At 42.4% G+C, this 23560-nt stretch carries 23 protein-coding genes; 6 read left to right on the top strand and 17 right to left on the bottom strand.

What is annotated here, in order from left to right; all coding sequences use genetic code 11:
* Positions 1-43 precede the first annotated feature (43 nt).
* Both BMW98_RS15120 and BMW98_RS15115 read right to left on the bottom strand, forming a co-directional pair.
* Complete coding sequence (locus BMW98_RS15120; RefSeq protein ID WP_139177591.1) at positions 44-1462, bottom strand: BamA/TamA family outer membrane protein; 1419 nt, start codon at positions 1460-1462, stop codon at positions 44-46.
* A 6-nt stretch (positions 1463-1468) separates the two neighbouring features.
* Positions 1469-2590 (bottom strand): prolipoprotein diacylglyceryl transferase, encoded by a 1122-nt coding sequence (locus BMW98_RS15115; RefSeq protein WP_245733607.1) that lies wholly within the window; start codon positions 2588-2590, stop codon positions 1469-1471.
* 238 nt (positions 2591-2828) lie between these two features.
* Between BMW98_RS15115 and BMW98_RS15110 the strand changes: the two genes are divergently transcribed.
* From BMW98_RS15110 to BMW98_RS15095, 4 genes are all read left to right on the top strand, one after another.
* The gene (locus BMW98_RS15110) at positions 2829-3245 is read left to right on the top strand and encodes a hypothetical protein (protein WP_090259413.1); all 417 of its coding nucleotides are present in this window, start codon (positions 2829-2831) and stop codon (positions 3243-3245) included.
* A 152-nt stretch (positions 3246-3397) separates the two neighbouring features.
* Positions 3398-4480 (top strand): efflux RND transporter periplasmic adaptor subunit, encoded by a 1083-nt coding sequence (locus tag BMW98_RS15105; protein ID WP_090259488.1) that lies wholly within the window; start codon positions 3398-3400, stop codon positions 4478-4480.
* Between the two features lie 9 nt (positions 4481-4489).
* A complete protein-coding gene (locus BMW98_RS15100; protein ID WP_090259412.1) occupies positions 4490-7657 on the top strand; it encodes an efflux RND transporter permease subunit in 3168 nt (1055 codons plus the stop codon).
* Positions 7650-9083 (top strand): TolC family protein, encoded by a 1434-nt coding sequence (locus BMW98_RS15095; protein ID WP_090259487.1) that lies wholly within the window; start codon positions 7650-7652, stop codon positions 9081-9083. Before BMW98_RS15100 ends, BMW98_RS15095 begins: the two co-directional genes overlap by 8 nt.
* 83 nt (positions 9084-9166) lie before the next feature.
* Here the strand turns inward: BMW98_RS15095 and BMW98_RS15090 are convergent, their stop codons facing one another.
* The 10 genes from BMW98_RS15090 to leuS all read right to left on the bottom strand — a co-directional run bounded on the left by BMW98_RS15090 (position 9167) and on the right by leuS (position 18999).
* Entirely contained in the window at positions 9167-10033 is an 867-nt protein-coding gene (locus BMW98_RS15090) for a hypothetical protein (protein WP_090259411.1), read from the bottom strand.
* A 70-nt stretch (positions 10034-10103) separates the two neighbouring features.
* Positions 10104-11030 (bottom strand): helix-turn-helix domain-containing protein, encoded by a 927-nt coding sequence (locus BMW98_RS15085; RefSeq protein WP_090259410.1) that lies wholly within the window; start codon positions 11028-11030, stop codon positions 10104-10106.
* Between the two features lie 136 nt (positions 11031-11166).
* A complete protein-coding gene (locus tag BMW98_RS15080) occupies positions 11167-11928 on the bottom strand; it encodes an SDR family oxidoreductase (RefSeq protein WP_090259409.1) in 762 nt (253 codons plus the stop codon).
* 103 nt (positions 11929-12031) lie between these two features.
* Complete coding sequence (locus tag BMW98_RS15075; RefSeq protein ID WP_090259408.1) at positions 12032-12952, bottom strand: sugar phosphate isomerase/epimerase family protein; 921 nt, start codon at positions 12950-12952, stop codon at positions 12032-12034.
* A 127-nt stretch (positions 12953-13079) separates the two neighbouring features.
* Entirely contained in the window at positions 13080-13715 is a 636-nt protein-coding gene (locus BMW98_RS15070) for a nitroreductase family protein (RefSeq protein WP_090259407.1), read from the bottom strand.
* Between the two features lie 12 nt (positions 13716-13727).
* Positions 13728-14150 carry an organic hydroperoxide resistance protein gene (locus BMW98_RS15065; RefSeq protein WP_090259406.1) on the bottom strand — a complete coding sequence of 141 codons (423 nt, stop codon included), beginning with the start codon at positions 14148-14150 and terminating at the stop codon, positions 13728-13730.
* Between the two features lie 2 nt (positions 14151-14152).
* Positions 14153-14581, bottom strand: a complete 429-nt coding sequence (locus BMW98_RS15060; protein ID WP_170836520.1) for a MarR family winged helix-turn-helix transcriptional regulator — start codon at positions 14579-14581, stop codon at positions 14153-14155.
* A 200-nt stretch (positions 14582-14781) separates the two neighbouring features.
* On the bottom strand, positions 14782-15207 hold the full coding sequence (locus BMW98_RS15055; protein WP_090259404.1) for a putative quinol monooxygenase: 426 nt from the start codon (positions 15205-15207) through the stop codon (positions 14782-14784).
* Between the two features lie 30 nt (positions 15208-15237).
* Positions 15238-15996: a DUF6090 family protein gene (locus tag BMW98_RS15050; RefSeq protein WP_090259403.1), complete on the bottom strand. Its 759-nt coding sequence runs from the start codon at positions 15994-15996 to the stop codon at positions 15238-15240.
* 219 nt (positions 15997-16215) lie between these two features.
* Complete coding sequence (leuS, locus tag BMW98_RS15045) at positions 16216-18999, bottom strand: leucine--tRNA ligase (protein ID WP_090259402.1); 2784 nt, start codon at positions 18997-18999, stop codon at positions 16216-16218.
* 294 nt (positions 19000-19293) lie between these two features.
* Between leuS and BMW98_RS15040 the strand changes: the two genes are divergently transcribed.
* Positions 19294-19551 carry a hypothetical protein gene (locus tag BMW98_RS15040; RefSeq protein ID WP_090259401.1) on the top strand — a complete coding sequence of 86 codons (258 nt, stop codon included), beginning with the start codon at positions 19294-19296 and terminating at the stop codon, positions 19549-19551.
* Positions 19552-19565: 14 nt separating this feature from the next.
* Here the strand turns inward: BMW98_RS15040 and BMW98_RS15035 are convergent, their stop codons facing one another.
* Together BMW98_RS15035 and BMW98_RS15030 are read right to left on the bottom strand one after the other, a co-directional pair.
* The gene (locus tag BMW98_RS15035) at positions 19566-20105 is read right to left on the bottom strand and encodes a hypothetical protein (RefSeq protein ID WP_090259400.1); all 540 of its coding nucleotides are present in this window, start codon (positions 20103-20105) and stop codon (positions 19566-19568) included.
* Positions 20106-20217: 112 nt separating this feature from the next.
* Complete coding sequence (locus BMW98_RS15030; protein ID WP_090259399.1) at positions 20218-20880, bottom strand: outer membrane beta-barrel protein; 663 nt, start codon at positions 20878-20880, stop codon at positions 20218-20220.
* A 126-nt stretch (positions 20881-21006) separates the two neighbouring features.
* Here BMW98_RS15030 and BMW98_RS15025 point away from each other — a divergent pair, with 126 nt between their 5' ends.
* A complete protein-coding gene (locus BMW98_RS15025; RefSeq protein ID WP_090259398.1) occupies positions 21007-21711 on the top strand; it encodes a DUF4197 domain-containing protein in 705 nt (234 codons plus the stop codon).
* Here the strand turns inward: BMW98_RS15025 and BMW98_RS15020 are convergent.
* The 3 genes from BMW98_RS15020 to BMW98_RS15010 are packed head-to-tail and all read right to left on the bottom strand — an operon-like array spanning position 21704 to position 23558.
* Complete coding sequence (locus BMW98_RS15020; RefSeq protein ID WP_090259397.1) at positions 21704-22273, bottom strand: hypothetical protein; 570 nt, start codon at positions 22271-22273, stop codon at positions 21704-21706. The genes BMW98_RS15025 and BMW98_RS15020 overlap by 8 nt on opposite strands.
* Positions 22224-23120: a hypothetical protein gene (locus tag BMW98_RS15015; protein WP_090259396.1), complete on the bottom strand. Its 897-nt coding sequence runs from the start codon at positions 23118-23120 to the stop codon at positions 22224-22226. The genes BMW98_RS15020 and BMW98_RS15015 overlap by 50 nt, the downstream gene beginning before the upstream one ends.
* Positions 23121-23129: 9 nt before the next feature.
* Entirely contained in the window at positions 23130-23558 is a 429-nt protein-coding gene (locus BMW98_RS15010; protein ID WP_090259395.1) for a hypothetical protein, read from the bottom strand.
* Positions 23559-23560 lie beyond the last annotated feature (2 nt).

Below are 23560 nucleotides of genomic sequence, written 5' to 3'. Positions count from 1 at the left end.
AGTGTTTTTGCCACAAGTGACTAATGCACTTTTAAGCAAAATACTAAAGTGCCGAACGGAAGTTAAAGTAGAACCCTGTATTGCCTTCTTCGGTAACAGAGAACTCTAGGCGCATAACAAAGTCGTAGTAGGTAACTATGTCTAGCCCAAGTCCAAAACTGGCAATTAGTTTATTGTTGTAGAAGTTGTTTTCGTTGTTATCGAGCGGATCCCCAGAATAGCCCAAGTCCATAAAGGTTTTAAGGTAGAAGGCATAAGGCAAGGTTTTGAACTGTGGAATAATGCTGCGCTTATTAAGGTTGGTCACCCCTTCAATAACTTGGTATTTAAAAGATGTTCTGTGCGAAAGTAGAAAGTCACTTTCTACCACGTATTTTTCATAACCACGAATAAAATCTGGATTGTAACCAAAACCGGCACGCCTCACATAAGGTATGGTTTCTCCAAAGTTTTTGTACAAATCTGCTCTGTTGGCCAAATAGAATTTATCTCCTAAGTCTAAAAACTTAGCGAATGAAATTCTGGTGACGAGCATATTCATATCGTTAAAAATACCTAGACCGTATTGGTCTGCATCGAAACGAAAAACTGATCCTTTTAAAGGATAGGAAACAAAATCTCTCTTATCGATGGTGAAGTTATAGCCTAGTAAAAATGCCTCTTGAAGCGTTTGATCATTACCCAGGTAGTTGGGGTTAAGGTCTATCACAGTATCGGCAACGGAGATTCTGGAGTAGCCTATATTCCAAGTATGTTTGGTGTAAAAACTAGGGCGATAGGTAAAAGCCGTACCAGTAGAAAAGGTTCTTCTTAAAACGTCTTCACCATCATAAAACTCTAATCGGTGGCCATTACTGGCATAACTTACGGCCTTGTTTGTGGCAAAGCTGATCCCGAAGGACATCCCCAGTTTTTGATTTTTATTAATGTATGGTACCGAGTAGTCTAATGCGTATTGTTTGGTAAAGCCGAACTGAAGCTTGGCACTAAGGCGGTCGTTTCTACCCGTCAAATTCATGTGGTAGAGTTGGGCGCCAAAGTTTACCCTAGAAAAATCTCGCTTTTGGTTTACCCACCACTCGGTAAAGTTTCTATCGGCTAGGCGGAAAATTGGTACAGGGAAAACATACCAGCGCTCTTGCATGTTGATCAGTACTTCTACATCGGTGTCCGACATGTAGAGCGGCACTATTTCGGCCGTAACAAAAAGCCTGGTGTTCATCAGCTTTTGCTGATCTAGCACTAGTGCTCTTTCAAAGTCTGCTTTAGAAACGGTTTCTCCCTCTTCGAAATCGAGTTCCCGTAAAATGATTGACCTTAAAGTCTTCTTATTTCCGTTAAGGTAGATGTTACCTATGGTTACAGAGTCGGTTTTAGCAGGGGCTTGTAGTGCCAGAAGCGAAACTTCTGAAGTAATTAATAACATACCAACCCACAAAATCCACGCTTTCCTCTGCAACACTTAATCCTAACTTTTCTTAGACTTTATTAAGACTCTTAAGAGAATAAATACCCCTAATAGCACCAATGGAATACTAAGGATTTGTCCCATGTTAAAGGCCATGTCATCCTCAAAGGCTACTTGATTCTCCTTGAATAACTCGTGGAACCAACGTAAGCCAAATATCCAGATTAGGAAAATACCTAATAAAACACCTTCAGGCAAACGTTCTTTGTACTTAGCCCAAATTCCGTAGAGAATTAAGAAAAGGATAACACATGTGCCTGCCTCGTAAAGTTGGGTAGGGTAGCGGGCAATTCCATAAGTGTGAATCACGGCTACAAATTTTCTGTCTACCAAATTTAGGTCGTAGTTAATTGCCCCTGCAGGCTGTACATAGTGCTCAGCAATGGCATAATTGTTTCTTAGGCTGTTGGCAATGCTATTTTCAATTACTCTTCGGGCGTCCTGTTCTGGTAAACGCATGTCTTCAAAAGTAACCGTAAGGTCTACAGGTACTATGCCCGGTGCTAGTGCATCGCCAGTACCTTTTGAAGCTTCGGCTGACTCTATGCCGTAGTTCGACTTTTCTAATAACTCTTCGGCCACGCGACCAAATACTACACCGTACTCACTTTCAGTTGGCTTGCCTATAATTTCGGAGTTTACAAAGTTACCCATACGGATAAAAGCCCCTGCTAGGGCAACCGTGATTACAATGCGATCTACCACCCAAAGGTAGCTTTGCCCTTTGCGTTTTAGCTTGGTAAACTTTAGTGGTAAAATGGAAGGTCTAGTACTTACTACATAGTTGGTATAAAGGTACAATGCCACCAAAATACCAAATGCTGCACCGTGGCTGGCTAGTCCACCTTCCCAAGTTCTAAAGAACATAAGCGGGTCTGCTAAAAAACGGTCTGGCTCATAAAACACCAAATGGCCAAGGCGAGCACCAATAATGGTGGCCAAAACCATGTGTACAGTAAGTGTGTCAACGTTTTGCGGATCGTGGCCTTCCTTCTTAAAAATCTTGACCATGATTTGGTAACCGATAATAAAACCGGCTGCAAAAAGTACACTGTACCAAACGGGCGGTTGAATGCCCTTTATGATTTCCCGCATGGGGTCCCAAACTATGTATGCTAGCATAAGTAAAATGTGTATGCAGCAAAGATATACGAATTGTGCAAAGGACTTGGACGCAGTGGAAGGAAAGGTGTTAAAGAGTATTAAATTATTTACTGGGTATTTAACGGTTATGAACCAATTTTAAAGGCAGTGGGTTTTTATGCGGTTATTATCAAGCAATTTAGTCTTTGAACATGTGAAAAATTAAGACGAGTGGTTTGCTACTGATAATTGCATCACATACATTTGGCACCTTCAAATGAAAAAGGAGTTATCCAAAATATTACTTGCCGTTACCATGCTGTTTTTGTGTGGGGTTGCGCAGCTTTCTGCACATACCGTTTCGGCAAGTGCTAACGATCACTCCATAAGCCTAAGCCAATCAGACGAGCCGGCTGGCAATATTCATGAAAGTCAGGCAATGCTAAGTGCGGCAACTTCCAAGCGACAAGGAAATAATGAGGAACCTCTTATTATTGAAGAAACCGAAATGGAAGAAGATGACAAGCACTCTGCCAAAAGGTACCTCGAAAGTATTTTCTACTTTTCAATTATTCTATTTTCCCTAATCCTGGGATTCAATTTCCTCAATAATAACAGCGCTTACATCAATGAGCGACTTTCGTATATCAACTACTTCCGTTGGTATATCGTTTTTCAGGTTTTCAGAATATAGAATTTACCCCTTTCGCTCCACTTGGGGCGAACTCCATTACTTTTTACGATTAGGCAAAAAACGATAGCTCCGTGCTATAGCCCTATTCGCGTGTGTTTTCGCACACATCTTTTAGAAAAATCAACAAAGTACCGTATCAAAAACAGATTATCATGAAGAGAATTCTCATGCTCATGAGCTTGTGTAGCGCATTGGTTTATACCAGCTGTGAGTCAGAAAAAGAACATCACGAGGAGGAAACGACATTCCTAGTGACCAGTCCTGTAAGAATGGACACAACCATTACCGATAGCTATGTGAGCCAGATTCATTCAATCAGGCATATTGAGTTAAGAGCTCAGGAAAGAGGCTATTTGGAGAATATTTTTGTAGACGAAGGCCAGTTTGTAAAGAAAGGCCAGCTACTATTTAAAATTATGCCTCGCCTTTACGAGGCCGAACTACAGAGTGCTCAGGCAGAAGTGAGTTTTGCCGAAATAGAGTACCAGAATACCAAAAAGCTAAGCGATAGCAATGTGGTGGCCCCCAACGAATTGGCCATGGCAAAAGCCAAGTTGGCTAAGGCAAAAGCAGAACTGGCCTTGGCTCAAGTGCACTTAGATTTTACGGAAATAAGAGCGCCATTCGATGGAATCATTGACCGATTTCATGTAAGAGAAGGAAGCTTGATCGATGAAGGCGAACTGCTTACAGAGCTTTCAGACAACAGCAAAATGTGGGTGTATTACAATGTGCCTGAAGCTGAATACTTGGACTTTATGATGCAAATGAAGAACAATGATGAGGCTTTGGTGAACCTTAAAATGGCAAACCATAAGCTTTTTGCCCATACAGGAAAGGTTGAAACCATTGAGGCAGATTTTGATCATGAAACAGGTAACATTCCTTTTAGGGCTACATTTCCGAACCCCGATGGCTTGCTGAGACATGGCGAAACTGGGAATGTATTGATGACAATTCCGTTGAAGGCCGCATTGCTCATTCCGCAAAAAGCAACCTTCGAAATTCTTGAGAAACGCTATGTGTACGTGATTGACGAGCACAATACGGTAAAGTCTAGAGAAGTTACCATAGCCGAAGAATTACCGCACTTGTTTGTAGTGAGTGGAGGTTTAGAGGAGAATGACAAGATTCTTTTGGAAGGTTTGCGCCTTGTAAGAGAGAATGACGAGATCCACTACGAATTTGTGCAGCCAGCTGCTGCGCTTTCCGATTTAAAATTATACGCTGAGTAGCCGGAGTTTATGTTTAGTAAAATAATACACAGACCGGTTTTTGCGATTGTAATATCGGTCATCATAGTATTTATAGGCTCACTGTCAATCAAGCAGTTGCCTATATCGCAGTTCCCCCAAATTGCACCAACAACGGTAAATATTTTTATCGCTTATCCAGGCTCTAGTGCCGATGTGTTGGTGAAATCGACATTAGTTACGCTAGAAAACTCCATTAACGGGGTGCAAGGTATGCGCTATATGGCTACCGATGCCACCAGTGCTGGAGAGGCTACATTGAGGGTGATTTTTGAACCTGGCACCGATCCTAACCAAGCGGTTATCAGGGTGAAAACCCGAGTCGATCAGGTAATGCCACTGTTGCCCGAACTGGTGCAGCGAGAAGGTGTGGTTATTACGCCTATTCAGCCAAGTATGCTTATGTACGTCAACCTTTATGGTACGGGCGATAATATGGATGAAAAATTCCTTTACAACTACGCCAACGTACAAATGATCCCTGAAATACAGCGGATCAAAGGAGTGGCAAGGGCTCAGATTTTGGGTAGCCGCAGGTACGCTATGCGGGTTTGGCTAAACCCAGACAGAATGCGTGCCTACGATATTTCTGTAGACGAGGTAATGGAGGCCATGCAAGAGCAAAGTATTGTTGGTCGTCCTGGTCGTTTGGGCCGAAGTTCGGGTATTGAAGCACAATCGCTGGAGTATGTGCTTACTTACAAAGGTCGCTATAACAAGCCCGAGGAGTATGAAAGCATAGTGGTTAGGGCAAATTCTGAAGGGCAAAGCGTTCACTTAAGAGATATAGCGAAGGTTGAATTAGGGAGTGAGTTTTTCGACATCTATTCCAACCTCGATGGGCATCCTTCTGCCGCCATTGTGCTAAAGCAAAACTATGGTAGTAATGCCAGCGATGTAATTGCCGAGGTAAAGAGCAAACTCGAAGAAATGAGGGCAGATTTCCCTCCAGGAGTTGATTATAAGATCAGTTATGATGTTTCACAATTCCTCGATGCTTCGATTGAGCAAGTAACACATACCCTGCGCGATGCCTTCATTTTGGTGGCTGTTGTTGTATTTATCTTTTTAGGCGACTGGCGTTCTACGCTTATCCCAATTCTGGCCGTACCAGTGTCGCTTATTGGTGCCTTCTTTGCCATGCAGCTATTTGGCCTTTCCATTAACCTAGTAACGCTGTTTGCCCTTGTGCTCGCCATTGGTATTGTGGTAGATGATGCCATTGTGGTAGTGGAGGCCGTTCACGCAAAAATGGAAGAAAAGCATATTGGGCCATATAAGGCTGTACGGCAAGTTATGGGTGAAATCAGTGGGGCTATCATTGCGATTACCGCTGTAATGGTGTCGGTGTTCTTGCCTATTTCCTTTATGTCTGGACCAGTAGGTACTTTCTACCGCCAGTTCTCTATTACCATGGCTAGTGCTATTGTAATTTCTGCTGTTGTTGCGCTTACGCTCACACCAGTTCTATGTGCCATGATTCTAAAAAACAACCATGGGCAGGCGAGAAAGAAACATTTGCTAAACCGAGGTTTGGATAGTTTTAACAGAGGTTTCGATAAGCTTACGGGCAAGTATGCCAAGTTGTTGAAGGTGATTGTACACAGAAGGGTACTCACTTTCGGAATACTTTTGGCCTTCGGTTTTGGTATTTTCTACCAAAGTCAGGTGCTGCCTTCTGGCTTTATTCCTAGTGAGGATCAGGGAACAATTTATGCCATTATCCAAACCCCTCCAGGGGCTACTTTGGAACGAACCAACAAGGTTTCGCAAGCGCTTCAGCAGATTTGTGAAAAGATTGACGGTATAGAGTCTGTTTCTTCACTTGCCGGTTACGAGATTATGACAGAAGGGCGTGGATCGAATGCTGGAACACTTTTGATCAACTTAAAAACATGGTCAGAGCGAGAGCATTCTGTAACCGAAATTATGGAAGAGCTGGAGGAGAAATCTAAAGGGCTTGGTGCAGTGGTTGAATTCTTCGAACCGCCAGCAATTCCAGGTTTCGGTTCGTCTGGTGGTTTCTCCATGCGCTTACTCGATAAAACCACTGATACGGATTATCAGGAGTTTGACAAGATCAACCAGCAGTTTATGGACGATTTGCGTGAGCGAAAAGAGCTTACTGGTCTGTTCACCTTCTTTGCTGCCAACTATCCGCAATATGAATTGGTGATTGATAATGACTTGGCCATGCAGAAAGGGGTGTCTATTGGCGATGCGATGGAAAATCTCAACATTCTGATAGGTAGTACGTACGAACAAGGCTTTATCCGCTTTGGCCGTTTCTTCAAGGTGTATGTTCAGTCGGCTCCTGAGTTTAGAAAGCTTCCTTCAGATGTGTTGAACTTGTTTGTGAAGAATGAAGAAGGAGAAATGGTGCCGTACTCTTCTTTTATGAAAATAGAGAAGAAGCAAGGACCGAATGAGGTGACCCGATACAATATGTACAACTCGGCCGCTATTCGAGGTTTACCGGCCAAAGGTTATACCACTGCCGATGCTATTGCGGCTATTCGCGAAGTGGCTGCAGAAACACTACCGCAGGGTTACGACATTGCGTGGGAAGGACTTTCTTACGATGAGTCGAACCGTGGTAATGAAGCGCTCTATGTATTCATTGTGGTGCTGGCTTTTGTATACCTGGTTTTGGCTGCTCAGTACGAAAGCTTCATCATTCCATTGGCGGTAATTATTTCGCTGCCGGTCGGGGTCTTTGGTTCATTCTTATTGCTAAAAATGATGGGGCTCGATAACGACATCTATGCGCAAATCGGTTTGATCATGTTGGTTGGTTTGCTAGGCAAAAATGCCGTGCTAATTGTAGAGTTCGCGGTACAGAAACACCGAGAGGGAGCTACTATTCTGGAAGCCGCTATTGATGGAGCCAAGGTACGTTTCAGACCAATTCTGATGACTTCCTTTGCTTTTATTGCCGGATTGATTCCGTTGATTCTTGCCCATGGTGCAGGCGCAATTGGTAACAGAACAATTGGTGCTTCGGCATTAGGCGGAATGCTATTCGGTACCATTTTCGGGGTGATTATAGTGCCGGGCCTATACTACATTTTTGGCTCGTTGGCGAGCGGGCGCTCGCTAATTAAAGACGAATACGATGAACCATTATCTGAAGAACTTTACGGAAGAGAAAATGAGTAAGAAACTTATATATCAACTGCTTGTTTCAGGTGCGATAATACTGGCTATTTCGTCATGTAGTACACCGCCACTTATTGAGAAAACAGCAAATAAAAATGTGCCTGAGAGTTATAATGGCAATCAGGATACCACAAATGTGGCCAATGTGCAATGGAGGAATTATTTCTCTGATCAGTATTTGGTAGCATTGATAGACACGGCCTTGCAGCACAACCAAGAGTTGAATATAACGCTGCAAGAAATTGAGATTTCGCGAAATGAAGTAGGGGCAAAGAAGGGGGAGTACCTACCTAAAGTAAATTTAGGAGCGGCTGCCGGAGTTGAAAAGGTGGGTAGATATACCAGCCAAGGAGCCAACGATGCCAATACCGAAATTGAGCCTGGCAAAGAATTTCCAGAACCCTTAGGCGACTTTATGGTTGGGGCTTTTGCAACCTGGGAGGTGGATATCTGGCATAAGTTGCGCAATGCCAAGAAATCTGCCTTAACTAGGTATTTGGCTACAGTAGAGGGTAAAAACTTTATGGTAACCAACCTGATTGCAGAGATAGCCAACTCGTACTATGAGCTATTGGCGCTCGATAATCAGTTGGAAATTGTGAATCAGAACATTGAGATTCAGCAAAACGCCCTGAATATAGTGAAGTTGCAGAAAGAGGCTGCTCGGGTGACAGAGCTGGCCGTTCGAAAGTTTCAGGCGGAAGTACTCAATACCCGAAGCTTGCAGTTCGATATTCAGCAGCAAATTGTTGAAACGGAGAACAAGATTAACTTCTTGGTTGGCCGATTTCCGCAGCCCGTGGTTCGTAGTTCCAAAACTTTTGTAGATATGGTGCCTAAAAGCATTCAGGCGGGTATTCCTTCTCAATTGTTGGAAAACCGACCAGATATTAGGCAAGCAGAGTTGGAGATGGCCGCAGCCAAAATCGACATCAGTGTGGCCAGAGCAAGGTTTTATCCTTCCTTGGGCATTAATGCCGGTTTAGGTTTTCAGGCTTTCAACCCAGCTAAGCTGGTGCTCTTCCCTGAGTCGCTACTGTACTCATTAGCGGGAGATCTAACCGCACCGCTCTTTAACAAGCGTGAAATAAAGGCGCAGTTCAAGAACGCGAATGCTAGACAAATTCAGGCTGTATATGAATATGAGCAAACGCTTTTGAGTGCTTATATAGAAGTGGCGAATCAGCTTTCTAATATTGATAATTTGGCGCAAAGCTACGACTTAAAGTCGCAGCAGGTAGAAGCGCTTACGCAATCAATCGAGATATCGAATAACCTCTTTAAGTCTGCTCGAGCCGATTACATGGAGGTGCTGCTTACTCAGCGCGATGCACTGGAATCGAAATTCGAGTTGGTTGAAACGAAGATGAAACAGATGAATGCGGTAGTGAATATGTACCAGGCCCTTGGTGGGGGCTGGAACTAATATTCATAGTCTGTTAGTTGATTTCGTGTTTAGAAAACCCACGCTGCTCTGCGGTGTGGGTTTTTGTTTAAAAAGTTAGGCTATCATTCCGTAGCAGTGTCTTCATGAGAATTGCTCGATCGACCTAAAGCAGCCAATGCCAAGATCACCCAAACTAATACGAAAAACCAAAAAATGATTTGGTGAAAGAGGCTGTCCCACCATGTCATATACGTTTCATTCCATGCTAACAATTCAAAGCCAGACTCATCTCTGAAGACCTCCTTTCCTCTAGCATTTTCAATAATATAGGGTGCTCTAAAGTCGGTTCTTTTAGCATTCAGGCGTTTTGCCAAAGCACTCATCTCCTTTTTATAAGTGATTTTAAGTCGTTCCTCATTACCAATAAGTGCATCAACACCGGTCTGATAGGCTTTAAATGTTTCGTAGGTAATAGTGTCTTCGTCAAGTGGAGCATCAAAACCCTCCAAGTCATACTTGCTTATCCAAAACACATAGGGATGGCCTTCTACTCCAAACTTATAGTCTACATCAAAAACAGGGGTTTGTCTAACCTTGATGTTTATAGTATCCCATTCGTATGGGTTCTTATTAATTAAGAAGGTGTCGATACTGAGTGCTTTTGCTTTAAACATGTTTACCGTACGGTTCCATTTGGATTGTGTTATAGGGGCTATAGTATCGTTCAACAGCTTTAATTGATTGGCATGAATTGGTTTGAGAATACTATCCAATTCGGACTTTAAACTAGCTGTAGGAAGTTCCTCTTTGAATTCGCCCCAAGGTTGATCGTTAATGTATAAATGATCTTGAACATCAGTAGCCGCAACTGGGCCAACTAGCTTGCCCTCCACTTCATCAAAAACCTCATTAAAGTCTTTCCGGTCTTGGTAATTCCAAAAGAGAACGGTTGTCAAAAAGATGAGGGAGAATTTTAGAAGTTTGGCCACAAGGTTGAATTTATTCTAAACTATAAAAAAACCAACGGCATTAAAATTCAGTTTTGACAAACCGAGAGGTTTAAGAAAACGACTCTCTAAACTTTAATGGCGACTGATTGGTCTTGGCTTTGAAGAGTTTACTGAAAGACTGCGGGTGCTCAAAACCTAATTCATAGGCAATTTCACTTACTGTCAGTTGGGTTGTTGAAAGCTTCTCTTTGGCCTTTTCAATCAGCTTTTCGTGTATGTGCTGTTGGGTGTTAAGCCCCGAAATATTCTTGAGCGAACTGCTTAGGTAGTTTGGAGTTACATTGAGGCTGTCAGCTACAAATTGTACTGAAGGCAAGCCAAAATCTGCCATATTTCCTTGTTCAAAATACTGTTCCAAAACCTCCTCTAGCTGCCCAAGCAAGGCGTGATTGTTAATCTTTCGGGTAATAAACTGTCGCTCGTAAAAGCGTTTTGCATAGTTCAGCAGCAGCTCTACTTGCGACACAATTATGTCTTGACTGAATTTGTCAATATTAGATTGATACTCTTGCTGGATATTCTTTAAAATACCTTCGACAGTTTTTTCTTCTTTTTCCGAAAGAAAGAGCGCTTCTGTCAATGCGTAATTAAAAAAGTCGTACTGCTTAATGTTTTTGGCTAGCTGGGTGTTCCACAGAAAGTCGGGGTGGATGAGTAGAATCCAACCTGAGGGCGCTCGTTTTGTCCTATCAGGCGCAACATATTCAATGCTAAGTATTTGGTTTGGTGCGAAGAAAGACATCAGTCCTCCATCAAAATCATACTCCATTTGACCATACCGGAATTTGCCTGGCACGTCTTTCTTGAGAGAGATGGAATAATACTTCTGTAGCCAGCCGATTTTGTCGTGTTCGGGAAAGTGCTTTACCAGCTTATAATCTACCAAACTAATTAGCGGGTGTTCAGGAGGTTTTAGCCCTCTAAACTTGTGGAAATCGCTAATGGTACTTACTGTTTGTATGGTTTGGTTTTTCATGTTTTGAGGAAGAATCGGCTAATGGTCCATATAAGCTAATGCTGTTTTTGGCTTAAACCTAATGGTAGTTGAAATCAAAAAATACAAACCCTTTGATTTACTAAAGGGTTTGTAGTGTGGGTGTTAAGTCTCAATATTAAAGCATTGTTCCTCCAGAGGCTTCAATGCGCTGGCCATTGACCCAACGGGCATCTTCTGTGCATAAAAAGGCCACGATACCGCCAATGTCCTCTGGCTCGCCTACACGGCCTAAGGCAGTTACGCTGGCTACAACTTTACGTTTTTGTTCGTTTGTCTTGTTTTCTCCACCGCCAAATTCAGTGGCAATGGCACCAGGCGCAACCACATTGGCGCGAATGCCTCTGCCGCCAAGTTCCTTTGCCAAGTAGCGGGTAAATACATCGATGGCGCCCTTCATTGCTGCATAAGCCGAAGAGTTAGGGAAGGTGAATCGGGCCAAGCCTGATGAGATATTGATGATGCCTCCGCCATCATTCATCAATGCCACTGCTTTTTGAGTGAGGAAATAGACACCTTTTAAATGGATGTTCATCATCTCGTCAAAATCCGCTTCGGTAGTGTCTACAAACGGTTTGTATATGCCAGTGCCAGCATTGTTCACTATATAGTCGAAGTTTGGTTTGCCGTAATTCTCACTAAGATAGGCGGAAACCTTAGTGAAAAACGCATCGAAGGAGCTTACATCGCTGGTGTCTAATTGAAAGGCTGCGGCCTTCCGGCCCAACGCTTCAATTGCTGCTTCTACTTCCATAGCAGCTTTTTCGTTTGAATGATAGGTGAAAACCACATCAATTCCCTTTTTGGCTATGTTAATGGCCATGTCTCTGCCTAGGCCACGGCTACCGCCTGTTACTAATGCTATTTTGGTATTTGTCATCTCTTTTGTGTTTTTGTTTATACAAAGGTGAAGCGTTTTTTAAACACAGGAGTAGCCAAATCCATTCATGTTGTAGCCGAAATTGAGCCGTTTGAAGAGACTTTTACCAAAGTCTTTCAATAAGTCTTTTGCTGGCCTTTATTCCTTCTGCTTCGCTCAGGTTTCCTCCTTCATATTCAATGCCAATATGCCCGCTGTAACCTGCGTCTTTCACGGCTTGTAGCATGGTTTTGTAATCTAGTTTGGGTTGATTGCCTTGCGCATCGAAGTCGTAGGTTTTGGCACTTACTCCCTTGGCATACGGCATGAACTTTTTCACGCCCTGTAAATGATCATAGGCTGTTTTGCAGCTGTCGCCATTGGTAGAGCCCCAAAGTTCAGAGGTGCACCAGTTGCCAAAGTCGGGTAGGGTGCCCATATAAGGATTGTCCACTGCCTTAATTACCTCTACCACGAAATCAGCATCGGAACTGTAAAGCCCGTGATTTTCAATCACTACATTGATCTTCGCTTTTTCGCTGTATTCACACAGGCTTCCTAGTCCATCTACGAGTGCACTTTTAATGGCCGTTCTATTTTCATCGCCAAAGGCATTCACGCGAATAGAGTGGCAGCCGAGCTTAGCGGCAATATCGACCCAGCCAAAGTGATTTTGCACGGCTTGCTTACGTGCTGTACTATTGGCATTGCCCAATTCTCCTTCAGCATCTACCATTATCAAAAGGTTTTTTACACCTTCACTTTTGGTTTTGTTGAGCATTTCATTCCAAAAAGCACTGTCTTTCTTTTTATCCGCATAAAAGGAGTTTACATACTCCACAGCATCAATGTCGAACTGGTTTTTGCTGATTAAGGGGAAGTCTACTGCGGCTAATTCTCCTGAATGAAATGCCCGATGCAGCGACCATTGTGCCAACGAGAATAAAGGCTTGGCAGGAGTTAATAGGTTTAGGGTTTTTGGTAGAAAGCTAAAACCTGCTCCGGCAAGTGCGGCTTTCTTTAAAAATGATCTTCTGTTTTCCATAGTAAAAAAGTAGTGAGTTTAACAAAGTAAGAAGATAATTCTACTTTCTATAGGAAGGAAGCCCTAAACGAACAAAGCCTCCCTGATCGATGTCAAGAGAGGCGTTGGATGTGAACCTTGAGAAAGATCACTCAACATCTATTACAAACTCATCGCGAGGGATTCTCACTTTTTTCATTGGCTTTATCCAATCTTTTTCATCGTTTCCGTAGCCAATATATAGTAGCGAAACACTCTTCAGTCCATGCTTTTCTAATCCGAGTACTTCATCAACCACTTTGGTGCTAAAGCCTTCGGCAGGGCAAGTGTCTACTTTTAGCTCAGCTGCCTGTGCCATAGCCAAACCTAGTGCGATATAGCTTTGACGAGAAGTATGGGCGAAATTCTCTTCTGCTGGTTGGTTTAAATAAATGGCCTTTAGCTGGTCGGTGTAGCTATTAAATCTGCCTTTTGGTAAGCCTCTTTCTTCCGTTGTATAGTCAAATACTTTATCTATGCGTTCGGCAGTGTACCTATCCCAAGCTGCAAAAACCAATACATGCGAACAATCCTTCATGCTATCTGGGTTGAGGGCTCCTTGTACCAATTTCTCTTTAATTTCTTGGTTAGAAACCTTTAAAACCCTGAATTGCTGCAGGCCCGAAGAAGTAGGAGCAAGCCTTGCCGCCTCAATAATCTTCTCCACATTTTCCTCGCTTACTTTCTTGTCTGGGTTGAACGCCTTAACCGCGTGTCGCCAGTTTAAATCTTCAATTAATGCCAATTTTCTAAATATTTAATTGTTGGTTACGTTTAATTCCACTTCGATATTTCCTCGGGTAGCGTTAGAGTAAGGGCATACCTGATGTGCCTTTTCAGCTAGGGATTTTGCCTCTTCCATGTCTACTTCCGGAATGTTGATGTCTAGTGTTACGGCTAAGCCAAAACCACCATTTTCTATTTGACCTATGCTTACATTCGCTTTTACCGAGGTTGTTCCTGTTTTCGCTTTCGACTTTTGAATGACCAAGTTCAATGCGCTATCAAAACAAGCGGCATAACCTGCTGCAAAGAGCATCTCAGGGTTGGCATAGTCGTCATTTGCTCCGCCTAATGCTTTTGGGTGTCTTACTTCAAGGTCTAAAATGCCGTTTTCACTTTTTACATGACCGTTTCGTCCTCCTGTGGCTGTTGCGCCAATGGTATAGATAGTTTTCATTATTACTTTTTTATTTGATTTAAAATATTGTCGATGCCTGCCTTTAGTGCTTCTAACTGCTCAATAGAAACATTTAAGGAATTCAGGATCTGTTCAGGAACTTCGGCTGCGGTTGTCTTTATGGCTTGTCCGCTAGCTGTTAGCTTAACCTGAACGATGCGTTCGTCATGAGTACTTCTGTTACGCTCAATCAGGTTTTTCTCTGCTAATCGCTTTAACAGCGGTGTTAGTGTGCCACTGTCTAGGTTGAGCTTAGTGCCTATCTCAGAAACGTTTTGTGTGCCTTCTTCCCAAAGTACCAGCATTACTAAATACTGTGGGTATGTAAGATCTAGCCGTTGTAGAATTGGTCTGTAGAGACTCACTACTTCCTTCGCCAATGAATAGATTGGGAAGCAAACTTGGTTCGATAGTTTTAGATTTTCTGACATAAGCCCAAGCATTTTACAATTTAATATTGTGTGCTATTATATTGTACACAACTTAATTACGAATAGTTCCTCCTTGCTGAAGGTTTATTGAAAAAGAGGCGAGCTCTTGTTAGAGTTTTGCTTCTATGCTAAATACTAATTAAAGCTTAATGGACAGACTATACTCATTGTTTGGTTCGCTGTGGAAGGAAGGAGGTAGCTCAATTTGGCAGCTTGCTGAATAATCGTGGCATAGATTCAGGATCAATTGCAGCCATATCGATTAGCGCAAGAGATTTGACCATATGCATAGTTTCCGTTTTGTATTTTTTAAAATGTGGTGTTTCTAAGTGTGCCTCATAAGCAGCCTTGTCTGCATAAATTTCCAATAGCCTTATTTGTGTAGGGTTTTCCTTTTGAAACATTGGGTAGATAGAAATTACACCTGGCTCTAGTGCTACGGAGGCAGCCGACTCTTCCTTTAGAATGGCCAAGTACTCGGATAAGTATGCGGAATCAATTTCTATTTCGGCTATACGAATCATGAGGTTATCCGTGTTGATAATACCGGCTTCTTCTGGCTTATTGCTACAAGCCATGGCTGTGGCAATTGTAAGCATACCCACTAATGATTTTAAGTACCTCATCGCTTATTGCTTTATAGTTTTTTATTGAATTTAGTTTCGGTGTAAAGCTATTTCAGCTTCTAGCGCTTCGATTAAACCGGTGTATTCTTTTCTAAGGTTTTGACCTTCTTCTATGAGCCTTCCCATTTTTTTAAGCAACAGTATATACATGCTATTGATCTCAGAGGAGCTGAAGGTTTTAACATAAGTAGCCATGTCTACTCGCTCTTCTTGTTTGGTTCTTGCTCTTAGTTTGGACAAGACGGCAGGAGGGATGTTGAAGTTTTCGATGAAATACGTTTCCAAATGTGCCTTGGTGAATTCGGTAATTTCGTCCTCATGTTCTTGGTAGTCTTTTACTTCATCGTTTAGCTTGGCAACCCGTTTCTTAAGCTCATCGTTCGATATCAATTCAATCTTACCCGAGTTGATCATGGAATTGTATATTCCAGTAGATGGGTTATAAGAATAGCTCTCTACATTGTTGGTTATCAGTGAGTCCAGGTAGCTAATAGGTTGGTTTTTTATATCGATAAAAAGAACGGTCTGTAAGCTTTCGTTTCGAGTAAGTTGTGCATTAAAAATTGAATTGAACTCGGTAAGGTTACCATTTAACTCCTCTGATAAGCTCTTTAAGGTTTTAACCTCTTCTTTTTTTATCTGGATAGATTCGTTCCAATTGCTGATTTTTAGCGCGATTAGAATGCCAATAACAACAAGCACAATTTCACCAAGCGCATACTTAATGTACTCTTGAGTTTTGCCTTGCTTAATGATAGACTTACGCTTGTTTCTGAAGAACTTAATCATAGTTGTGGTGCTTGCCAAGTGTTATTTAAAGGGCCGAGTTCGTGTTGGCCAAAACATTGAAGCCTCGAAAGTGAATATACTTGTAGAAGTTGTACGTTCCAAAGGTTACAATGACGGTTTGAAAGATACTGTGGCCTTTAACTTTGTAAAGTAAAACAAAACCCCAAGCTATTTTACAACTTGGGGTTTCCTGATTTCTGTTTTCCGATTAACTGTTAACTACACCACGAGGTTAACAATCTTCTTCGGTACAACAATCACCTTCTTCGGAGGTTTGCCTTCCAGCCATTTTTGAACGGTTTCATCGGCTAGTGCCGCGGCTTCAATTTCGGCTTTACTCATATCGGCAGAGAGCTGAAGTTTGGTGCGCATTTTCCCGTTAATCATTACCGGATACTCAATGTCGTCCTCTTTCAAGTATTCCTCTTTGAACTCAGGATAAGTTGCATCTACAATGCTGGTTTCGTGACCAAGCAGTGACCAAAGCTCTTCCGTGATATGCGGAGCATAAGGAGAAATGACCACCAACAAGTCTTGCAGCACTGCGCGGTTGTTGCACTTTAATGCTGAAAGCTCATTTACACAGATCATAAAAGTAGAAACCGATGTATTGAACGAGTAGCGCTCAATATCTTCTTCTGCCTTCTTAATGGTTTTGTGTAGCGACTTCAATTCATCTTTGCTTGGAGCAGCATCTGATACTTCAAACTCGCCTTGGCCATTGTGGAACAATCTCCAAAGCTTGCCTAAGAACTTGCGCACACCATCAATTCCGTTGGTGTTCCATGGCTTGAATTGCTCCAAAGGCCCAAGAAACATCTCATACAAACGAAGGGTATCCGCACCGTAACGCTCAATGATATCATCTGGATTTACCACATTGTACTTCGACTTAGACATTTTTTCTACTTCCCAGCCACAGATGTATTTGCCTTCCTCCAATATGAATTCAGCATCGGCCAAATCTGGTCTCCAGTTTTTGAAGCCTTCAAGGTCCAATTCATCATTTCGGCAGAGACTAACATCCACGTGCATGGCAGTAGTGTCATATTCTTTTCTCAAGCCAAACGAAACGAACTTATTCTCGCCTTTAACGCGATAAACAAAGTTCGACCTTCCCTGAATCATCCCTTGGTTGATCAGTTTTTTGAAAGGTTCTTCTTGGTTTACGTGACCAAGGTCGAACAAGGTCTTATTCCAGAAACGTGAGTAGAGTAGGTGACCTGTAGCGTGTTCAGAACCACCAATGTACAAGTCTACATTTTCCCAGTATTCCTGCACATCTTTATCGATAAACGCATTTTCGTTGTGCGCGTCCATGTAGCGGTACCAATACCAGCTAGAGCCTGCCCAACCCGGCATGGTACTCATTTCAAGCGGATATGCTTCGCTTTCACCTTCAGGGGTGTAAGTGAAGTTTTCAGCCCTACCCAAAGGCGGATCGCCATCTTCAGTAGGCAAGTATTTATCTACTTCTGGCAGAATGATTGGCAAATCTTTCTCAGCTACCAAGTAAGGCGTGTCGTTTTTGAAGTACACTGGCACTGGCTCGCCCCAATAGCGCTGGCGCGCAAAAATCGCATCACGAATTCGGTAGTTGATTTTGCCTTTTCCTACGCCTTTTTCTTCAGCAAAAGCAATGGCTTTGTCTATGGCTTCTAAGCAAGTCAAGCCGTCTAAGAAGCCAGAATTGATCATTTCACCTTCTTTAGTTGGGTCAGCTTGCTCACTGATGTCAGCATCTTTGATTACAGGAACAATCGGCAAATCGAAGTGCTTCGCGAAGTCGTAATCTCTTTGGTCGCCACAAGGTACGGCCATTACGGCACCTGTTCCGTAACCTGCCAATACATAATCGGCTACCCAAACTGGTACTTTTTCACCGTTGTACGGATTGATAGCATAACTACCTGTAAACACACCTGAAATGGTTTTTACATCGGCCATTCTATCGCGCTCAGAACGTGTAGCGGCTTGCGCCACATAGGCTTCAACTGCTTCTTTCTGCTCCGGTGTTGTCAACTGGGCGGTCAAATCACTTTCTGGAGCCAATGACAAGAATGTCACGCCAAAAATGGTATCAATTCTAGTGGTGAATACTTCGATCTCCAGATCAGAGTTTTCTACCTGAAAACGTACTTCAGCACCTTTAGATTTTCCGATCCAGTTGCGCTGCATCTCTTTCAGCGGTTCTGGCCAATCGATAGTGTCTAAACCTTCTAACAGACGCTCAGCATAGGCAGTAATGCGCATGCTCCACTGCTTCATGTTTTTACGAATAACAGGGAAGCCGCCTCTTTCAGAAAAGCCGTCTTTCACTTCATCGTTAGAAAGTACGGTTCCTAACTCTGGGCACCAGTTTACAGCGGTTTCCGAAAGGTAGGTCAAGCGATATTTCAGCAACATACTTTGCTGGTCTTCTTCGCTCATGGCGTTCCATTCTTCGGCAGTAAAGCTCGGTACGTCTTCATCGCAAGCAGCGTTTACGGTGGCATTACCAGACTCGCTGAAGATAGCAGTGAGTTCATCGATTGTTCTGGCTTTAGCAGCATCGTAATCGTACCAGCTGTTGAATATCTGCATGAAAATCCACTGCGTCCATTTGTAGTACTGCGGGTCACAGGTTTGCACCTCTTTGTCCCAATCGAAGGCAAAACCGATGTTTTCAAGCTGCTCTTTGTAGCGCTCAATATTTTCTTTAGTGGTTATGGCTGGGTGCTGACCTGTCTGAATAGCGTACTGTTCTGCGGGTAACCCAAAGGCATCGAAGCCCATAGGGTGCAACACATTAAAACCTTTGTTGCGTTTGTGTCGCGAAACAATATCCGAAGCAATGTAGCCGAGTGGATGCCCCACGTGAAGACCCGCACCAGAAGGGTAGGGGAACATGTCGAGCGAGTAAAACTTAGGTTTACTCTTGTCTACCGTTGCTTTGAAAGTTTCGTTTGACTTCCAGTACTGCTGCCATTTAGGCTCAATTTGTTTGTGATTATAGTCAGCCATTGCCGTTTAACCGATTGTTCTCAAATAAGTGTGCAAAAATAGTGTTTTTCAATGCTTAGAAAATGGTTTTTGGGAATAAAAGCCTAACCACTAAAGTTGTTCTTCCTACGAAGGAGATAATGAGAGACTTTAATCTTTTACGTTATTCAGAGGAATGCTGCAAGCCGACCGAAGAATCTCCTGATCTTTTGGGGGAGTCTTCGCTTCTCCCGATAGCTATCGGGGTCTCGCTCTGAATGACGTGGTAGAATTTCCAAAACACCTACTATATTTAGCATCAAATAAAATGCATCTATGTTCGGTCTTTTTAAAAAGAAGCCAAAAGAGAAGCAGCCACCCAAGCTGCTCGATTTAAATAATAACCCGATTGTTGAAGGCTCAGTGGTAAAATCGCTTCGTTATGAGCTGGGTGTTTGCACCGTTGAATTGGAGGGTTTGGAATACTTTTATGTTTCAAAAGATTCGGGGCAGCGCATTAGCTACACCAAAATGGTAGATGCCATTACCGAAAACCAAAAAGTGCTTTTGGTGGGTGAGGATAACAAGGAGTAACCTAAATGCAGCTCTTACTTCTTACTTCCTTTTCCCGTATACTTGATCTTATTAAAAAGCTTTAAACTTCCACTGGAAAAGCGACCGTAATCAAAAAAGATAGAATCATCCTTAACTACAATTGTTCCAGAGAGAGGCGAACCATAAGACTCATAGAAGCTTTTTATTTTGATAGTGTCTTGCATTTCTTTTTCGAAGTGAAGTAGAGATGTTTCGGAATAATATAGTCCCTTAATTTTCATTACGAATGTGTCTAATCCATCCGGATGATAAAAAAGCTGCTTTAACTCTTCCATTGGTATTGTGTCGATTTCAATGGTATAAGATTTACTATGGACTTCGGAAGTATCATAAACACCATTTTGAGGGTTTTCATTGATATAATAATAGTTGGCTGTAACATCATATGCCGCAATGTAATCCTTCAAAACTTCATTTACATTAAACGTTTCCTCACTTAGATTTAGTGTTTCTTCAGGTTCTGCCTCCTTATTGTCGCATGAAGTAATTACATAAAGAAAAATAAATAGCGTAAAAAGTGCGCGTGTCTTCATTGTTGTATGTTACAGATTTAGTTAAAAAAAATCAAGAAATATTACCTGATAGTTAGGGTGTTGTATTACCGAAAACCAAAAAGTGCTTTTGGTGGGTGATGCAAAAGAATAACTACTTTAAAATATAATTTACGCGCAAGCCAACACTGTTTGTGTTCAGTTTGTTTGGCTCATAATAGGTGTACGCTGGTTGCACGTCAAGGTCTTGGTAAACCTTGGTGAAAGCTGTTCGGTAGGCATACTGTAATTCTACATTTAAGTGCTTAGTAATTTTGTAACCTACCCCTAAACCAAATTGTCCTTCCTGCAAATAGCTTTGTTCGTTTTCAAATTCATTTTCAACAGAAAAGTTGTTCACAATACCTGCATGTATGGTAGGGTAAAGCCTCGTATGTAAAGGTGCGAATTGAACGATTATTGGAATGGCTAAATACCGCTGCTTCATGCCTACTGGAATTACGAAGTAGTTGGTGATGGCTAAATCGTTATAATAACAGGTGGCACAATTGTAGCCACCTTTAACATCTTTACTATTATAGCTGACTCCGGTAATTAGGCTGAAATTTTCAGTAAAACCATATTGAAAGCTCAAGCCCAAGGTATAGTTGTGCTCACGGTTCGAAAGGCTGTATCCGTTAGCGTTTCCATCCGTGATTAAATAGTCGCTGCCGGCAATGTTGTCTTCAGAATAATTAATACCAAACTGTATTTGACCTTGTTGACTAAATGCTAGTGTAGAGATTAGCAGTAGTAGAAATGTGATTGTGTTTTTCATGGCTTGGTGTTTGTTATTGGTTTAGACACAGGTAGTTAATGGTTAGTTGGAAATAAAAGGCTAACAAAACCTCTTCCGGTTAATCATTTAAGCCACGACTTTTCGTTAACGCTAAAAACACTATTTATGAAACGATACACATACCTACTCACCTTGCTTGTTTTCTTTTCGTGCGCTGGGGAAGCACAGATATTTAAGAAAGCGCAAGATCTGCTTGGTGGAAATGCGGCTTTTACCAAAGAGGAGGCCGCCAATGCTCTAAAACAAGCCTTGGAACAAGGCACTGTGAAGGGGGTAGACGTTATTTCTCAACTCGATGGCTATTATAAGAATCCTGAGATAAAGATTCCTTTTCCGCAAGAGGCTAAAAACGTAGAAGATAAATTGAGGGCGCTCGGTTTAGGCAGCGAGGTGGATAAGGCGGTAGAATCCCTTAACCGTGCTGCTGAAGATGCTGCTTCTGAGGCAAAAGATATTTTTGTGGCAGCTATTAAAGGGCTGACAATTCAGGACGCCATAAACATTGTAAAGGGAGAAGAAGGTGCTGCTACGCAATATTTGGAGCGAAATACTACTTCAGAGTTGACTGCCAAATTCAGCCCTATTATTGATGCCAGTTTGAAGAAAGTTGACGCCACTAAATATTGGGGAGATGTAATGGGGAGCTACAATAAAATTCCATTTGTAAAGAAAGTGGATACCGATTTAACGGCTTATGTAACTCAAAAGGCAATTGACGGTTTATTTGTTATGATAGCCAAAGAGGAACTCAATATTCGCGAGAATCCAGGGGCAAGAACTACCGAGTTGTTGAAGAAGGTTTTTAACTAAACCAGCCTTTTACAGTTCTATAGCCGCTTAGTACGTAGCTGGCAATCTTAGTAATGAATTTAGGGAGCAGGTATCTTTTCCATGAAAAGAGTGGGGCTCCAACCATGTGGGCCAAAGCACCTAAGGTTTGCCAGCTGAACTCATCGGTTTGCCAGTGTATAATGTTGTAGTAGTCGTCAGCCAGCATATTCCACGTGGCGGCTATGGTTAAGACACTTAAAGATGAGCTAAAAACCAGTGGAAAAGTATGAATGCCCTTTAGTTTTTGTTTGAGGCTTTTGGTTACGACTTGAAAGTTGGTCAGCAGTAGTTCATCCTCACTCAATAGATCGAGCATTTGTCTGTCTGTTGGTTTGTCATTACCCTGGTAAATAATGAGGTTGCTCCAATCTCCGGTAAGGCTAAGTTCTGAGATTAGTTTAAAGTGTTGGCCAGTAGATGTTTCGGTGATGAACCCCTTAGTTAAAAGCTGCCAATAGACGACAACAGCGTTGGCACTTGCTCGGATAACACTACTTTGAAAGCTTGCCAATAATGAATTCACCGAATTTAGTAATTGCATTTATCAGGTTATTCCAATAGTTAACAGACAGGCGGATGCCGTCTTGATGCAAGTCGTTCACCAAGGGTATTTGGTTATCGGCAAAAGACTTTGCTATGCGTGTGGTTACATCACCATCGAGCCCGATTATGGTTTGTAACACCACTTTTGAAGTGCCAATATCAAAGGCCTTCTTTAGTAATGTCAATTGTCTTAAATCGAGTTTTAAGTCTTTGGCGTCCATGGTGTTTTGCCCTTTGCTGTCTCGAGAGTGCTCAAGTCCAATGGATAGGTCTCCCATGCTCACAAGCTTATGCTGTTGTAATAGGGGCTCAATTAAGGCCGCTTCTGCCGGTGGTAAGTCGGTGCATTGTCCCACTTTTTTACATACTCGATTACCTAAAAACTCCTTGCTGTCTAAGTAGACAAAGGTGTCTTTCTGATAGAGGATGTCCATTATTTCTTGTGAATTCCTCCTTATACGGTTAAGCATGGAGAGGTCGCTATCCACATCTTCATCGAGTTTATCTAAAGTAGGCGCCTGTTTACGCACTTGCTTTTCGATAAAATTCACCCGATCTATCAACTCTTGAAAAGAGTAGAAGCCGGATTCTTTTATCAATCCATTCATTTGAATGTTTACATCTCTCGCTAGTGTGCCATTAACGGAAAGCTCACTCACCAACTCGTATTCATTGATGAGGTCGTTGAGCTTTTCATCGTATTTAATGGCCAGTTTATGCAGCAATTCTCGCGGGCGAGAAGGTGTTTTTGCCGCAGTCACATCCGAGGAGATAATGGTGTTTATCTCCATATGCATGAGGTCGTACGCAGCCGACTCTATTTGCGACTTCCAGTTGGTGCTCATTGCTGAAACTTATGAGTTAGCATCACCATTTGCAGGAGGCGGGGTAGGGGCGTTGCCACCAGCAATTCTTGGGTCTACTTCTTTTTCAGCAAAGTCAATGATCATCTTACCTACAGACTCCAACACTTTTACATTTCTGAGCACAATTTCATGCGCTTGATTTTCACGAATGCTGTGGTACTCGCGCAGCTGTTGGTCGTTTGTAAAGCGCTGCGTCATAGTGGTGGTAATATCGCCAGTAAGCATGTTTACCTTCGATAGCATTGCATCGTTTAGGTCAATTTGCTCCATCATGGCGTCTTGCGCATTGCCATTTGCTAAATCTTGCGCAGTGAGTGTACTGTTAGGTTTAAATGTTCCAATAATGGTTGAAACCTCTAGTTTAACGAGTTTGTCAACCCCGTTAAGAATGTTGGTAAAGAAACTTGTCCGTGCCATTT

Source organism: Roseivirga pacifica, from assembly GCF_900111145.1.
GTDB lineage: Bacteria > Bacteroidota > Bacteroidia > Cytophagales > Cyclobacteriaceae > Roseivirga > Roseivirga pacifica.
Note: the sequence above shows the minus strand (reverse complement) of the source record. Positions and strands in the feature narration are given on the sequence as shown.

What these genes read in the sequence shown, in the direction of transcription:
- BMW98_RS15010 (WP_090259395.1), bottom strand. Translation starts at nt 23,558, where the DNA reads ATGGCACGGACAAGTTTCTTTACCAACATTCTTAACGGGGTTGACAAA.
- BMW98_RS15035 (WP_090259400.1), bottom strand. Translation starts at nt 20,105, where the DNA reads ATGAAGACACGCGCACTTTTTACGCTATTTATTTTTCTTTATGTAATT.
- leuS (WP_090259402.1), bottom strand. Translation starts at nt 18,999, where the DNA reads ATGGCTGACTATAATCACAAACAAATTGAGCCTAAATGGCAGCAGTAC.
- BMW98_RS15020 (WP_090259397.1), bottom strand. Translation starts at nt 22,273, where the DNA reads ATGCAATTACTAAATTCGGTGAATTCATTATTGGCAAGCTTTCAAAGT.
- BMW98_RS15110 (WP_090259413.1), top strand. Translation starts at nt 2,829, where the DNA reads ATGAAAAAGGAGTTATCCAAAATATTACTTGCCGTTACCATGCTGTTT.
- BMW98_RS15065 (WP_090259406.1), bottom strand. Translation starts at nt 14,150, where the DNA reads ATGAAAACTATCTATACCATTGGCGCAACAGCCACAGGAGGACGAAAC.
- BMW98_RS15095 (WP_090259487.1), top strand. Translation starts at nt 7,650, where the DNA reads ATGAGTAAGAAACTTATATATCAACTGCTTGTTTCAGGTGCGATAATA.
- BMW98_RS15115 (WP_245733607.1), bottom strand. Translation starts at nt 2,590, where the DNA reads ATGCTAGCATACATAGTTTGGGACCCCATGCGGGAAATCATAAAGGGC.
- BMW98_RS15105 (WP_090259488.1), top strand. Translation starts at nt 3,398, where the DNA reads ATGAAGAGAATTCTCATGCTCATGAGCTTGTGTAGCGCATTGGTTTAT.
- BMW98_RS15050 (WP_090259403.1), bottom strand. Translation starts at nt 15,996, where the DNA reads ATGATTAAGTTCTTCAGAAACAAGCGTAAGTCTATCATTAAGCAAGGC.
- BMW98_RS15040 (WP_090259401.1), top strand. Translation starts at nt 19,294, where the DNA reads ATGTTCGGTCTTTTTAAAAAGAAGCCAAAAGAGAAGCAGCCACCCAAG.
- BMW98_RS15075 (WP_090259408.1), bottom strand. Translation starts at nt 12,952, where the DNA reads ATGGAAAACAGAAGATCATTTTTAAAGAAAGCCGCACTTGCCGGAGCA.
- BMW98_RS15085 (WP_090259410.1), bottom strand. Translation starts at nt 11,030, where the DNA reads ATGAAAAACCAAACCATACAAACAGTAAGTACCATTAGCGATTTCCAC.
- BMW98_RS15100 (WP_090259412.1), top strand. Translation starts at nt 4,490, where the DNA reads ATGTTTAGTAAAATAATACACAGACCGGTTTTTGCGATTGTAATATCG.
- BMW98_RS15025 (WP_090259398.1), top strand. Translation starts at nt 21,007, where the DNA reads ATGAAACGATACACATACCTACTCACCTTGCTTGTTTTCTTTTCGTGC.
- BMW98_RS15080 (WP_090259409.1), bottom strand. Translation starts at nt 11,928, where the DNA reads ATGACAAATACCAAAATAGCATTAGTAACAGGCGGTAGCCGTGGCCTA.
- BMW98_RS15060 (WP_170836520.1), bottom strand. Translation starts at nt 14,581, where the DNA reads ATGTCAGAAAATCTAAAACTATCGAACCAAGTTTGCTTCCCAATCTAT.
- BMW98_RS15030 (WP_090259399.1), bottom strand. Translation starts at nt 20,880, where the DNA reads ATGAAAAACACAATCACATTTCTACTACTGCTAATCTCTACACTAGCA.
- BMW98_RS15055 (WP_090259404.1), bottom strand. Translation starts at nt 15,207, where the DNA reads ATGAGGTACTTAAAATCATTAGTGGGTATGCTTACAATTGCCACAGCC.
- BMW98_RS15015 (WP_090259396.1), bottom strand. Translation starts at nt 23,120, where the DNA reads ATGAGCACCAACTGGAAGTCGCAAATAGAGTCGGCTGCGTACGACCTC.